The sequence below is a fragment of the Nocardia salmonicida genome (genome assembly GCF_036142455.1).
Taxonomy (GTDB): Bacteria; Actinomycetota; Actinomycetes; order Mycobacteriales; family Mycobacteriaceae; genus Nocardia; species Nocardia salmonicida.
Genome location: NZ_CP108014.1, coordinates 810,899 through 824,456, shown reverse-complemented (window position 1 = coordinate 824,456; position 13,558 = coordinate 810,899). Strand labels below are relative to the sequence as shown.

Annotated in this window: 12 protein-coding genes; 3 read left to right on the top strand and 9 right to left on the bottom strand. The window is 69.1% G+C overall.

Annotated features, from left to right (window positions below; genetic code table 11):
- Positions 1–50: 50 nt before the first annotated feature.
- From mraY to OHS03_RS04050, 9 genes are all read right to left on the bottom strand, one after another.
- On the bottom strand, positions 51–1,127 hold the full coding sequence (mraY, locus tag OHS03_RS04090) for a phospho-N-acetylmuramoyl-pentapeptide-transferase (RefSeq protein WP_062988615.1): 1,077 nt from the start codon (positions 1,125–1,127) through the stop codon (positions 51–53).
- Complete coding sequence (locus OHS03_RS04085; RefSeq protein WP_328660895.1) at positions 1,124–2,617, bottom strand: UDP-N-acetylmuramoyl-tripeptide--D-alanyl-D-alanine ligase; 1,494 nt, start codon at positions 2,615–2,617, stop codon at positions 1,124–1,126. The genes mraY and OHS03_RS04085 overlap by 4 nt, the downstream gene beginning before the upstream one ends.
- Complete coding sequence (locus OHS03_RS04080; protein ID WP_328660893.1) at positions 2,614–4,203, bottom strand: UDP-N-acetylmuramoyl-L-alanyl-D-glutamate--2,6-diaminopimelate ligase; 1,590 nt, start codon at positions 4,201–4,203, stop codon at positions 2,614–2,616. Before OHS03_RS04080 ends, OHS03_RS04085 begins: the two co-directional genes overlap by 4 nt.
- 205 nt (positions 4,204–4,408) lie before the next feature.
- Complete coding sequence (locus OHS03_RS04075; protein ID WP_328660892.1) at positions 4,409–6,286, bottom strand: peptidoglycan D,D-transpeptidase FtsI family protein; 1,878 nt, start codon at positions 6,284–6,286, stop codon at positions 4,409–4,411.
- A complete protein-coding gene (ftsL, locus tag OHS03_RS04070) occupies positions 6,283–7,302 on the bottom strand; it encodes a cell division protein FtsL (RefSeq protein WP_328660890.1) in 1,020 nt (339 codons plus the stop codon). The genes OHS03_RS04075 and ftsL overlap by 4 nt, the downstream gene beginning before the upstream one ends.
- Positions 7,299–8,297 carry a 16S rRNA (cytosine(1402)-N(4))-methyltransferase RsmH gene (rsmH, locus tag OHS03_RS04065; RefSeq protein ID WP_328660888.1) on the bottom strand — a complete coding sequence of 333 codons (999 nt, stop codon included), beginning with the start codon at positions 8,295–8,297 and terminating at the stop codon, positions 7,299–7,301. The genes ftsL and rsmH overlap by 4 nt, the downstream gene beginning before the upstream one ends.
- Positions 8,298–8,493: 196 nt before the next feature.
- Positions 8,494–8,925, bottom strand: coding sequence for a division/cell wall cluster transcriptional repressor MraZ (gene mraZ, locus OHS03_RS04060; RefSeq protein WP_056816815.1), 432 nt, complete (start codon positions 8,923–8,925; stop codon positions 8,494–8,496).
- A 401-nt stretch (positions 8,926–9,326) separates the two neighbouring features.
- On the bottom strand, positions 9,327–9,755 hold the full coding sequence (locus tag OHS03_RS04055; protein WP_328660886.1) for an SCO2097 family morphological protein: 429 nt from the start codon (positions 9,753–9,755) through the stop codon (positions 9,327–9,329).
- Positions 9,756–9,880: 125 nt separating this feature from the next.
- Complete coding sequence (locus OHS03_RS04050; protein ID WP_056816477.1) at positions 9,881–10,330, bottom strand: SAV_6107 family HEPN domain-containing protein; 450 nt, start codon at positions 10,328–10,330, stop codon at positions 9,881–9,883.
- 117 nt (positions 10,331–10,447) lie between these two features.
- On the opposite strand from OHS03_RS04050, the gene OHS03_RS04045 reads away from it, so the two are divergent.
- From OHS03_RS04045 to OHS03_RS04035, 3 genes are read left to right on the top strand one after another with little or no spacing between them, the layout of a single operon-like run.
- Positions 10,448–11,074: a GNAT family N-acetyltransferase gene (locus tag OHS03_RS04045; RefSeq protein WP_062988623.1), complete on the top strand. Its 627-nt coding sequence runs from the start codon at positions 10,448–10,450 to the stop codon at positions 11,072–11,074.
- Positions 11,071–12,636, top strand: a complete 1,566-nt coding sequence (locus tag OHS03_RS04040; protein WP_328660884.1) for a phytoene desaturase family protein — start codon at positions 11,071–11,073, stop codon at positions 12,634–12,636. The genes OHS03_RS04045 and OHS03_RS04040 overlap by 4 nt, the downstream gene beginning before the upstream one ends.
- Complete coding sequence (locus OHS03_RS04035) at positions 12,633–13,553, top strand: carotenoid biosynthesis protein (RefSeq protein ID WP_328660880.1); 921 nt, start codon at positions 12,633–12,635, stop codon at positions 13,551–13,553. Before OHS03_RS04040 ends, OHS03_RS04035 begins: the two co-directional genes overlap by 4 nt.
- Positions 13,554–13,558 lie beyond the last annotated feature (5 nt).

The following is a 13,558-nucleotide window of genomic DNA, read 5'->3' as shown; positions in this document are numbered from 1 at the left end:
CGGGCCCGGGGAACGCAGGGCGCGGGGCGAGTGTTCGACCATGTCTCTACTCACCCGACCTGTGACAGATATTCGCTGTAGAACAGGCCGAGGCCCACTGCGGCGGAGATGCCCGCCAAAATCCAGAACCGGATGATCACCGTGGTTTCGGCCCACTTACTCAACTCGAAGTGATGGTGGAACGGCGCCATCTTGAACAACCGATTGCGCGTGGTGCGGAACACCGCCACCTGCAGCATCACCGATGCCGCCTCGGCGACGAACAGCGCGCCGATCACGGCCATCAGCAGCTCGGTGCGGGTGGTGATCGACAGACCGGCGATCAGACCACCCAACGCCAGCGAACCGGTGTCGCCCATGAAGATGCGCGCGGGCGCGGCGTTCCACCAGAGGAAGCCGATGCACGCGGCGGCCGCGGCGGCACAGACCAGGGCCAGATCGAGCGGGTCGCGCACGTCGTAGCAGCCGGGGCCCGGGTTGGTGGAGCAGGAATTGCGGTACTGCCAGAAGGTGATGATCACGTACGCGCCGAGCAGCAGGCTCATCGAACCGGCCGCGAGACCGTCGAGACCGTCGGTGAGGTTCACCGCGTTGGACCAGGCCACGACCAGGAACAGCACCCAGACGACGAAGATGAGCGCGCCCATCGACACCGTGCTCCAGTCGCGCACATACGACAGGTGCTTGCTGGCGGGAGCGAGCCCGTCGGCGCTGCGGAACTGCAGGGCCAGCACCGCGAAGATGACCGCGGCGGCGGTCTGCCCGATGTACTTGCCCGCGGCCGAGAGTCCGAGGTTGCGCTGCTTGCGCAGCTTGATGAAGTCGTCGAGGAATCCGACGATGCCGAGCGCGGTGGTGAGCCCGAGCACGAGCAGACCCGACGCCGTCGGACCCTCCGCGTCGTAGCCGATACCGATCAGGTGCGAGCCGAGATAGCCCGCCCACATACCGATCAGGATCGCGACACCACCCATGGTGGGGGTACCGCGCTTGGCCTGGTGACTGGCCGGACCGTCGACCCGGATCTCCTGGCCGAAGCCCTGCCTGGCGAACACCCGAACCAGCAACGGCGTCAACAGGATCGACACCGCCAATGCGATCCCCGCCGCGAACAAGATCTGCCTCATCGAGCCGTATTACCTTCCGCTGCCCCGGTCAGGTGCTCGGCGACGGCCCACAGGCCCACCGCCTTCGACGCCTTGACCAGTACCACATCGCCTGCGGCGATCTCGTCGTCGAGCAGCGCGATCGCCGCGTCGATATCGGGAACGAGGATCGATTCCTCGCCCCATGAGCCTTCCATCACCGCTCCCTGGTGCATGCCGTGGGAGGGTCGTCCGGTGCCGATCACGATCAATCGATCGACATCGAGGCGCACGGCCAGGCGTCCGATCGCGTCGTGTTCGATCACCGAGGTGTCACCGAGTTCGCCCATCTCGCCGAGCACGGCCCAGCTACGCCGGGGTTCCGGGCTCGACTTCGCGAGGGTGACCAGCGCTTTGAGCGCCGCGCGCACCGAGTCGGGGTTGGCGTTGTAGGAGTCGTTGATGACGGTGACGCCCGCGGGCGTGGTCGTCACATCCATCCGGCGGACCGAGGCCGCGGTGGCGCCGGACAGCGCCTTGGCCACAGTCGCCAGATCGGCGCCACATTCGAGCGCGACCGCCGCGGCGGCCAGGGCGTTGCCGACCTGGTGTTCGCCGTGCACCGCGAGCTGGATCGGGATCGATTCGCCCGCCGCGTGCAGGGTGAACCGGGCTCGGGCCTGGTCGTCGGTGATCACGTCGGTGGCGCGGATGTCGGCGTCGCCGGACAGGCCGACCTTCACCACACGTGCCTTGGTCCGCGATGCCATGGCCGCGACGTTGGGGTCGTCGGCGTTGAGCACGGCCAGCCCTTCGGCGGGCAGTGCTTCGACCAGCTCACCCTTGGCCTGTGCGATCGCCGCACGGCTACCGAATTCCCCGAGGTGGGCGGTGCCGACATTGAGCACCACGCCGATCCGGGGTGGTGCGATGCGGGCCAGTTCCGCGATGTGTCCGCGACCGCGCGCGGACAGTTCCAGCGCGAGGAACTTCGTGTCGGTGCCCGCGCGCAGGGCGGTCCACGGGTGGCCGAGTTCGTTGTTGAACGAGCCGGGCGGCGCGACCACCGCGCCCAGCGGCGCCAGCACCGCCGCGAGCAGGTCTTTGGTCGAGGTCTTGCCGGAGGACCCGGTGACGCCGACGACGGTGAGCCCGGTCCGTTCGGCCAGCCGCTCGGTGCTCACGCGGGCCAGTTCGGCCAGCGCCGCCAGCACGGCGGCACCGGAACCGTCACCGTCGGCACTCAGCGCGACCGAGCTCGCGGGCACCGAGCCGAGATCAGGGGTCACGACGATCGCGGGCACGCCGACCGGGCGGGCGGCGAGGACCGCGACCGCCCCGGCGGCGACAGCGGTGGCGGCGTAGTCGTGTCCGTCGGAGTTGGCTCCGGGTAGGGCGAGGAACAGATCGCCGGAACCGATTCGGCGCGAATCGAATTCGACCGAACCGGTCACCAGTGCCTGGGGGTCGGGTACGTCGTGCAGCTCGCCGCCGACGACGTCCGCGATCTCCCGCAGTGTCATCTCGATCATGAAACCGTCAAGTCCTCCGAGTCCGTGTGCGGACTGTGTCGTCTCCGTAAGGCGTCCAACGCCGCCGCGACCACCTCGCGGTCGTCGAAGGGATGCTTGACGCCCTTGATCTCCTGCCCCACCTCGTGGCCCTTGCCCGCGACGAGTACCACGTCGCCCGAACGCGCCCAGTCGAGTGCCGCGGCGATGGCCGCCGCGCGGTCACCGATCTCGCGGATCTCGCCGCGGTCGGTGGCCGGGAGTTCGTGCGCACCGGCCACCACGGCGGACCTGATGTCCGCCGGGTCCTCGGTGCGTGGGTTGTCGTCGGTGACGATCAGCAGGTCGGCGCGGGCCGCCGCGGCGCCCATGAGCGGGCGTTTGGCCACGTCACGGTCGCCACCGGCGCCGAGCACGACGGCCAGCCTGCCGACTCCGGCTTCGGTGAGGTGGCCACGCAGGGTCGTGACGACCGATTCGATGGCGGCGGGCTTGTGCGCGTAGTCGACGACGGCGAGGAAATCCTGGCCGTGCTCGACGCGCTGCATCCGGCCCGGCACATCGACAACGGCGAGCGCAGGGGCCGCCACGGCGGGATCGACGCCGGCCGCGGCGCAGGTGGCGACGGCCAGCAGCGCGTTGGCGACGTTGTAGCGACCGGGCAGGCGCAGGCGCACCGTCAGTTCGCCGTCGGGTCCGGCGGCGGTGAATTCCTGTTCGCCGCCGGTGGTCTTGACGTCGCCGCTGACCTGCCAGGTGGCCGCGCCGGTCGTCGACACGGTGACCGGCTCGACCAGGTCACCGGCCAGGCGGGTGCCCCATTCGTCGTCGACGCAGATCACCGTGGTGCGCGCGGCGACCGGCGAATCCGCGTCGAACAGCCGACGTTTCGCCGCGAAGTAGTCCTCGAAGTCGGAGTGGAAGTCCAGATGATCCTGGGAGAGATTGGTGAACGCGCCGACCGCGAATCGCACACCGTCGACCCGGCCCAGCGCGAGCGCGTGGCTCGACACCTCCATCACGACCGCGTCGACGCCCTGCTCGACCATCGCGGCGAACATCGCGTGCAACTGCGGCGCCTCGGGCGTGGTGAGCGCGCTCGGCACCCGTTGCCCGCCGATGCGGGTCTCGATGGTGCCGATCAGCCCGGTGGACAGTCCGGCCGCGGCCAGACCGGCCTCCACCAGATACGAGGTGGTGGTCTTGCCGGAGGTGCCGGTGATGCCGATGATGCGCAGCCGATCGCTGGGATGGCCGTAGATCTCGGCGGAGAGTTCACCGAGTACCGCGCGGGGCTGCTCGCGCACCAGCACCGGTACCGCGACGTCACCGATCAACTCGGCGCCCGCGGCATCGGTGAACACCGCCACCGCGCCGTTGGCGATCGCGTCGGCGGCGAATCGGGCGCCGTGCGCGTTCGCGCCGGGTAACGCGGCGAACAGGTCACCGGCGCGCACCGCGTTGGATCGTTGCTCGATGCCGGTGACGCGCACCTCGGCGGACGCCGGAGTCGCCGTCGTGGCGCCGGTGAGGTCCGCCACGGCCTGCAGCGACGTCGACAAGGGAGTGGTTGGCCGGAGCGCGTGCGGGCTGGACTGCGCGGGCACAAGGCTCCTCTCTGAGAGTGATCGAGCGCGTAGGCGAGACGAGCAGTCAGGTTACCGACGCGCGGTGTCGGTCGGACAACGCGGGTTGAGTTAATTGTTGTTCTCGGCCCGCCCGCCTCTGGACTGAGTGGAGGGTGCGGCGAAGGAGTACCCGGAGGGAAGGAAGAGGCGGGCAACCAGGGGCCGAGAACTGCGGCACCAGCCGTTATGTCACCGCCTCCAGCACCAGTCGCTTGGGCTCCGGCGACGGCGGCACGCGGTCGCGCTGCAACGCCCAGGAGGCGATGCTGTGGAACAGCGGGGCGGCGGACCCGCCGCCGGTGCCGTCGGAGCTGCGTACGGGCGCGTCGAGCATCATGCCGATCACGTAGCGGGGATTGTCGGCCGGCGCCATCCCGGCGAACGTGCTGTAGAACGACGAGGTCGAATAGCACCGGCACGCGGGGTCGACCTTCTGCGCCGTGCCGGTCTTGCCCGCCACCTGATATCCCTCGATCGAGGCCGGTGCGCCGGTCCCCATCTGGACGCCCATCGGGTCCTTCTGCACGGTCGCCTGGAACAGCTCGCGCAGGGTGTGCGCGGTCTGCGGGCTCACCACGCGCACGCCGTCGGGCTGCAGTTCCTCGGTGCGGGTGCCGTCGGGGGCGACCTTGGCCTTGACGATGCGCGGCGGAATCCGCAGGCCGTCATTGGCGATGGCCTGGTACATGGCGGTCATCTGCAGGGTCGTCATCGAAAGGCCTTGGCCGATGGGCAGATTCGCGAAGGAGCCGCCGGACCACTGGTCGCGGGCGGGCACCTGGCCGCCGCTCTCGCCGGGCAGACCGACGCCGGTGCGCTGCCCGAGCCCGAACCGGCTGACCATATCGGCGAACCGGTCCTCGCCCACACGCTGGGCGAGCATGAGAGTGCCGACGTTGGAGGACTTTCCGAAGATGCCGGTCGTCGTATAGGGCGCGACGTCGTGTTGCCACGCGTCGTTCACGGTGACGCCCGACATGCGGATCGAGCCCGGCACCTGCAGCACCTCGTCGGGAGTGGTCACGCCGTATTCGATGGCGGCCGCCGCGGTGACGATCTTGTTGACCGAGCCGGGTTCGAAGGGTTCGGCGACCGAGGGGTTACCCATCTTGCCCGAGGCCCAATGATTCGGGCCGAGTGCGGGATTGAAGGTGCCGTCGTTGGCCATCGCGAGCACCTGGCCGGTCTTGGCGTCGAGCACCACCGCCGAGGCCGAGGACGCGCCGGACACCTGTTTGGCCTGTTGCACCTGCTGCTGCACGTAGTACTGCAGGTCCGCGTCGAGGGTCAGCTCAACGCCGTAACCGTTCACGGCGGGCTGCAGGTCACGGTAGCTACCGGGGATCACCGCGCCGTCGGAGCCCTGGTCGTAGGTGCGCGAACCGTCGGTACCCGACAGCACCGAGTCCAGTGCCGATTCCAGGCCCATCTGACCGTGCCGGTCGCCGCCGATCGCGCCGACGACATTCGACGCCAGCGAGCCACCGGGATACTCGCGCAAGTCCTGCCGTTCGGCGCCGACCTCCGGGAATTTGGCGGTGATCTCGGAAGCCACTCGCGGATCGACATTCTTGGCCAGGTAGTGGAACTTCTTGTCGCTGCGCAGTTTGTCGAGCAGTTCCTGCTCGGTGGGTGCGCCGAGCTTCTCGTGGATGAACTTCGCGATGTCCTTCAGCCGCTGCTCCGGATCCGGTGCACTCGGCTTGAGCTTCTTGGCTTCGGCCAGTTGCTCGCGCACCGTCACCGGCTGGAAGGTCAGGGCTTTCACGGTGAGCGTGAAGGCGAGCTGATTGCCGTGCCGGTCGGTGATGGGGCCGCGCACGGCCGCCTCGGTGGCCTTGATGGTGCGCTGTGAGGCCGCCTGCGCCGACAGGGCGGGGGCGGCGAAGCTCTGGATGTAGAGCAACTGCAACGCGACCACCGCGAGGGTGGCCAGCAGGGTGACCCGGCCGACGCCGAGGCGAAGGCGGATCGGCCGGTCCGGCGAGAGCGAGCCCGAGCGACGGGCCCTCGACGAGACCGGCCCGCGTCGCTGCTGCGACGCGGGCCCGCTCTGCTTCATCGAGGACCATCCTGCGATTCGACGACCTGCGGCTGTTCGCTCGGCGGTCCGGCCGCGGGGGCTCGTTGTCCGGGGGCCGACGCGGCGACGCCCGGCGGCGGTAACGGCGCGTCGACCGGAGCCGACGGGTCGGCCACGACACCCGGTGCGAGCGGTGGCGTGTCGACCGCGACCAGCGGTTCACCCTGACCTGCGACGTCGATCCGATCGGGCACGGTCGTCGGGGCGAGCGGAGCCGGGGCGCCGCCGTCCACCGGCGCGGGAACCTCGCCGTTCGACGGAGCGGGAACGGCCACGTCGACCGGAGCCGGCACGATCGGGGCCGGGGCGGCCGCCGGCTGCGGCGCGTTCACGACGGGGGGTGTGGGCGCGGCCGGTGACGCGAGCACGTTCGCCGGAACGCTGCTGGGCACAGCGCCGCGGGGCGCGCTCGCGGTAGCCGCACCTGGCTGCACCGGCACCACACGCTCACCCTGCGCCTGGGCGTGGCCCGGCGCCGGATTCGGCGTGGTGGTCGGCGGACCGTTCAGCGGCGGCACCGGCGCGCCCTGTGCGGGCGTCGGGTTACCGATCACGCTGACCTCGCCGTCCGGGCCGAGTACCAGCCGGGCCGGATCCTTCGCGGGGATCATGCCGAGTTCACGTGCGCGGGCAGCCAATTCGGGAGCGGAGTCGGCGGCGGCGACCTCGCGCTGCAGCGCGGCCCGCTCGTCGTCGAGCTTGCGGTTGACCGCCCTGGCGTCACCGAGCTGGTAGCTGTCCTCGGCGGCACGGGTGGTGAGTAACAGGGTCAGGGCGAGGCCGCAGCCGAGCAGTCCGATGATCGCGGTGACGAACGGGATCCGCCCCGCCATCGTCGAGGACCGTTCGGGCAGTTCGATGCCGTCGAGCAGCTGTTCCCTGGTGCGCTTGCGGGCATAGGCCCGCTGTGCCGCACCGGATTTCACTCGTTCGGCCGCCTCCACGCGCCGGGCAGCCTTGCTCGGCACCGCGACTGTGCTCGTCCGCACGCTCATCGTGTCCCCTCCTGTGTCCTCCCTGACCTCTCCGCGATTCGTTCGGCCGCGCGCATCCGCACCGGCGCGGATCGCGGATTGACCTCGATCTCGGACTCGGTCGCTTTTTCCGCTCCACGGGTCAGCATCCGGAATTCCGGGCCCATGCCGGGCAGTTCGACCGGCAGGTCCATCGGCGACCGGGAGATGATCCGTGGCGCGAGTTCGTGTTTGACCAGCCGGTCTTCGAGCGACTGGTACGACATGACGCAGATCCGTCCGCCCACACGCAGTGAATCCAGGGCCGCGGGCAATGCCGCCCGCAGCGAGTCGAGCTCACCGTTGACCTCCACCCGCAGCGCTTGGAACGAGCGCTTGGCCGGATGTCCGCCGGTGCGGCGCGCAGCGGCCGGAATGGTCGCGTAGAGCACCTCGACGAGTTCGGCGCTGGTGGTGAACGGCTTGACCGTCCGCCTGCGCAGCACCTCCGAGGCGATCTTGCCCGCGAACCGTTCGTCGCCATAGGTTTTCAGCACCCGGGCCAGATCTCCGTGGCTGTAGGTGTTGAGCACGTCGGCCGCGGTGATGCCGGTGGTCGGGTCCATCCGCATGTCCAGCGGCGCGTCGACGGAGTAGGCGAAGCCGCGCTCGGCCTCGTCGAGCTGCATCGACGACACTCCGAGGTCCATGAGAATGGCTGAGACGGAACCGGTTTCGTCCAGCCCCGCTTCGGCCAGCGCCGCCGGGATGCCGTCGTAACGGGTGTGCACCAGCGTGATCCGGTCGGCATAGGGCGCCAGGCGCTCGCCCGCCATGCGCAACGCGGTGGTGTCACGATCGAGACCGACCAGACGCGCCTGCGGGTAGGTGCGCAGGAAATGCTCGGCGTGCCCGCCCAATCCGAGGGTCGCGTCGATATAGATCGCGCCCGGTTCGCTCAGCGCGGGGCCGAGCAGATCGTCGGCGCGCTCGAGCAGAACTGGCACATGACGGGGGTTCTCGGCGTCATGGTTCACCTCGACCTCCCGGGATACTGCCTCGCGTCGCAGACAGGTCGCCTTGCCACACAGTGCTTTTCGAATGAGTGCTTGTCGAACGAGTGGGTGATGCGAATGCTTCGAGGTCTCTGACCGGGGCAAGGCACCTGGCGTCGGGGAAGTACGTCAGGGTCCACGCCCGGGCAGAGGCCTCGCAGCACTCGCGTGCTCCGGGTCAGAAGATTCCGCCCAGCGACTCGTCTCCGGCTTGCGCGTAGTCCTCCTCGTGTTCTTCGAGGTAGGTCTCCCACGCCTGCTTATCCCATATTTCGAGGAAGTCGACCGAACCGATCACCACGCAATCCCGCGAGAGGTTCGCGTAGCGCCGATGATCCGGCGACAGCGTGATCCGGCCCTGTGCGTCCGGACGTTGCTCATCGGTGCCTGCCGCCAGCGCTCGAACGAAAGCCCTTGCCTGCGGGTTACTTCGGGACGCCGACGCGGCTCGCCGCGCGAGCGCGGTGAACTCGTCTTTGGGATACACGGCCAGGCTGTGGTCTTGGCCTTTCGTGACCATCAACCCTCCCGCCAGATCGTCTCGAAATTTCGCAGGCAACGTCAGCCGCCCTTTGTCGTCCAATCGGGGGGTGTAGGTACCGAGGAACATCTCGGCCACCTCCCTACTGGATTCACCTCGCCGTACGGCCTCTCCTGTAGTGCGCGACCCACATTACCCCACTTTCCCCCACTTTCAATCGAAACCCTGAGTGATCCTGCTCCCCGCCAACACAATTCCGCAGGTCATCCCAGCTATCACTGAGATTCGCGGTTATCCGGTGTTCGGGCAACCCGCGCGGGTCGGCAACCCGCGGTTCCGACAACGTTCAGCAAACATCGCAGGTGCGACGTGGGCCGGACGCCCGGATGGGGGAAGTGTGGGGCGCGGTGGGGAAAGTGGGGGGACCGCCCTGACCGCGCGCCATCAGCGCGGGGACCCACAGACGCACGAAGGCGGCGCCCCACCCGATGCTGGGTGGGGCGCCGCCTTCGTGGTCGGCTAGGTCTGAGCTATTCCTGCTCGAACCGTCGTCGGAATCGGTCTTCCATTCGCTCGGAGAAGCCGCCGGATTTGCGTTGGCGACCGCCTCGGGCGGCGGGTCCCGTCGTCGGGCCGCTGCCCGCCGCGGGAGACTCGGTCGCGTCCGATCGGGCGGCGCGACGCGAGGTGCCGATCATCAGCAGGACACCAGCGCCGAACATGGCGATGAATCCGACGAGACTGATGATCGGGAAACCGCCCGGTTTGAAGGGGGCGGCGATGCCGGCGACGAGCAGAAAAAGGCCGACGGCGAACAATGCCGCAGCTTGGAGTCTGCGTCGACTCGACGTGGAGCGAAGTCGTCCGCCGCGAACTGACGAGGCGAACTTCGGATCCTCAGCATAGAGAGCGCTCTCGATCTGTTCGAGCATGCGCTGCTCGTGCTCGGAGAGTGGCACGGTACCTCCCCCGGCACTAGGCGTGGCTGGTCGCCTCCGGGTAGGCGACGGGTAGCCGACCTTGGCGGCTATCTGCTCCCCATGATACGAGTTCGATCGGCGGCGTACCACCTACTCGGTCATAACTAAGCGGTCATGTCGCGGCCACGACTCGGCTGCGGGAGGCTCTTAGCCGTGGCTACCAGCGCATCGTCGACGTCGTAGAGGAATGCGCCCACCCGTGAGCAGAACTCGTCGGCTTGTGTGTCGGTGATCGCGCGGTCCAATCCGGCCTCCAACGCGGCCCGCAATTGCGAGTGCGCCTCGAAGTAGTCGGCCCACATCACGAATTCCGGGCTGGCGCGTCTCAGTAACACCCAGGCGCTGCGTGAGCGTGCTCGCGGCGCCCGGTCGGCGCCGGTGAGCGCGATCATCGAGCCCGCGCCACGCAGCGCGGCCAGATAGGCGGTGCGGAACCGCTCCCCCGGTTCGTGCTCCCATGCGGAATCGGTGAGCAGGGCATCGGCCTGGCGTAGTAGTCCGCCGGCCCGCCCATCGTGGCCCGCGTGTGCTCGACCATCGTTGTGACCAGCCATCTGCTGCCCCTTTCGCCCCTCGCACTGATCGAACTAACATTCGAACGTTTGAATTGAGATTGAATATAGGGACACCCACCGACAACTTTCCGCGTCCGCGCGCCATCGACGAGAGCCATGACAGCCGTCAAGCCGAATCACACCCCCGCACCCGTCGTCGTCGACCTCAGCGTCGCCGCCCTGCGCGCACGCCTGCACGACGCCCTGTCGGTCTATGTCGCCGCCATGGATTACCCCCGCGGCACCGAACACCATCGCGCCCCGATGTGGACCGAACACACCACACGGGCGGGCTGGCGGGCGGTCGCCGCGGTGCTGCCCGACGATTCGGGCGGCGTCGACCTGCGCACCGCGCCCATCCTGGCCATCGCCTACGGCTACAGCGGCGCACCGCGGCAGTGGTGGCATCAGCAGGTGCAGACCGGGATGCGGCGCTGCGGGTGGCCCGATGCCGCCGCCCGCGACCTGCTCGCCGACTATTTCGAACTCACCGAGCTGCACGTCCACCCGGCCGCGCAGGGGCGTGGGATCGGGGCGCGGCTGCTCGAGCGATTGCTGGCCGACCGCGCCGAGGCGGCCGTGCTGCTGTCGACGCCGGAAGTCCCGGAGGAGGCGAACCGCGCCTGGAAGCTGTACCGACGGGCCGGATTCACCGATGTGATCCGCAATTTCGTGTTCGCGGGCGATACGCGTCCGTTCGCCATCCTCGGGCGCAGGCTGCCGATGCCTCCCGCGCACCCGTGACGACAGTAGTGGTCGGTTCGGGCCACAACGCACTGGTCGCGGCCTGTTATCTGGCGAGAGCCGGGCAGCGGGTAGAGGTGCTCGAGCGCGACGAGGTGCCCGGTGGCGCGGTGTCGACCGTCGAGCGGTTCCCGGGGCATCTCGTCGATCGCGGATCTTCGGCGCACATCATGATCCGGCACACCGGGATCATCGAGGAGCTCGAGCTCGAGCGGTTCGGGTTGCGCTATCTCGACTGTGATCCATGGGGGTTCACACCGTCCGACGGTGTACGCGCGCCGATCGTGTTCCACCGTGATCTCGACGAGACGTGCGCGTCGATCGCGGCGGCCTGTGGCGTCAAGGACGCTGACGCATATCGGCGTTTCGTCGGCGTGTGGGGCGAGCGGAGCGCACGGGTGATGCGCTCGTTCGATGGGCCGCCGACGCCGGGCAGGCTTCTTCGCTCGTTCTGGGGGCTGGACGCGCGGGCCGGTGGGTCGGCGTTGTCGCGGGAGTTCTTGCAGACCGGTGACGCGCTGCTGGACTTCTGGTTCGACGACGAACGGCTCAAGGCCTCGCTCGCATGGTTCGGCGCGCAGTCGGGTCCGCCGATGTCGGAACCGGGGACGGCGTCGATGGCCGGGTTCGCGGCGCTCATGCATACTTTGCCGCCCGGTCGCGCGGTGGGTGGCAGTGGGGCGCTCAGTGCGGCGTTGATCGCGCGCCTTCGTGCCGACGGTGGCGAGCTGCATACCGGTGACGCCGTCACCTCGCTGCGCCGTTCCGGCAGCGGTTGGCAGGTGGCGACCGAGTCGGGCCGGACTCTGCGGGCCGACACGGTGATCGCGGGTTCCCACATCCTGTCGACGCTCGACCTGTTGCGCGCGGGTGATTTCGACGCCGCTGCTCTCGACGATTGGCAGCGCCGCATCCGGGTGGGCCCCGGCATCGGCATGGTGGTGCGGCTGGCCACCGATCGGCTACCCGAATACCCCGGGGCTTCCCCCGCCGAATCCGCCCGTGGTCTGCAGTTTCTCGTCTCAGATCGTCGACAGCTCCGACTGGCCCACGGCGCCGCGCTGGCCGGTTCGCTGCCGCCACGTCCGGTGGTGCTCGCCATGAGTTTCAGCGCGCTCGACCCGTCCATCGCGCCCGCGGGCGAACATCAGCTATCGCTGTGGGCGCAATGGCATCCCTATGAGCTCGCCGATGGCGGCGACTGGGCAGCACACGCCGAGCACGAGGCCGATCGGATCGTCGCCGAGGTCGAACGGTACGCCCAGGGTTTCGCCTCGTCGGTGCGTCGACGATTCACGCAGACGCCGGTCGATCTCGAGCGGGAGATGGGTCTGCGCGGCGGCAATGTCATGCACGTGGAGATGTCGCTCGATCAGATGATGATGTGGCGCCCGCTGCCGGAGTTGTCGGGCCAGCGCGTCCCCGGCGCTCCCGGCCTGTACCTGACCGGCGCGTCCACCCACCCCGGCGGCGGAGTGTCCGGAGCCAGCGGGCGCAGCGCGGCCCGATTGGTGCTGGGTGATCGCCGTAAGCGCCGCTTCACCCTGCCGTACAAGCGATGAAAGCGTCGTCGTCGTACCGCCTGAGTCCGTTCGGGTGCACACCGCCGCGAACTCGCTGGGTTCGGGTCGATCGCCGCCGTGCGATTCCGGCTGTCATCGCGCTGGCACTGGTGCTCGTGCAGATCACCTATCCCCTGAGTGCGGGTGTGGCACGCGATCGGATCACCGTTGCCGTCGTGGCCCTGTCGGCCGCGACGGCCTTGTCGCACGCGGCGACGACTCGCGGACTGCGGTGGGCCTGCGGATTCTTCGTCATCGTGTCCGGACTGGGGCTCATCGCGGAGATCGTCGGCACCGCGACCGGATTCCCTTTCGGCAGCTACGCCTATGCCGTCGATCGGCTCGGGCCCGCGTTCGCCGATGTTCCGCTGGCGGTGCCGTTGGCGTGGACCGGCGGGCTGTACCCGATCTGGATCGTCGCGAGCATGCTGGTGTCCGCCGGGCCCCCGGTCGGGTCGAACGTCCGGCGCGTGGGACTGTTCGCCCTCGGTGCGGTCGGCTGGGATCTGTTCCTCGATCCGCAGATGGTCGCCGACGGCCAGTGGATGTGGGCGGTCACCGACGCCGGTCTCCCCGGTCTGCCCGAGATCCCGTACACGAACTACCTGGGCTGGGCGCTCGTCGCCGGGATCATGGCGGTGCTGCTCACCGTGCTCGACCAGCGCCTCGCGCTCCCGCACGACCCCTCGGTGGCGGTCCCGGTCGCGGTGTTCGGGTGGACCTGGCTCGGCTCGGCCCTCGCGCACGCGGTATTCCTCGGTCTCCCGGCGTCGGCGATCTGGGGTTTCGCCGGTCTCGGCGTGCTCGGAGTCCCCTTGTTTCGGCGCGCGCGGCCCTGGGCAACGCGCGTTCTGAGCAACCGACCCCGCCGAGACACACCCCGATTCCGGGCGAAAACGCCTGATCGGCACGGGTGAGCGGC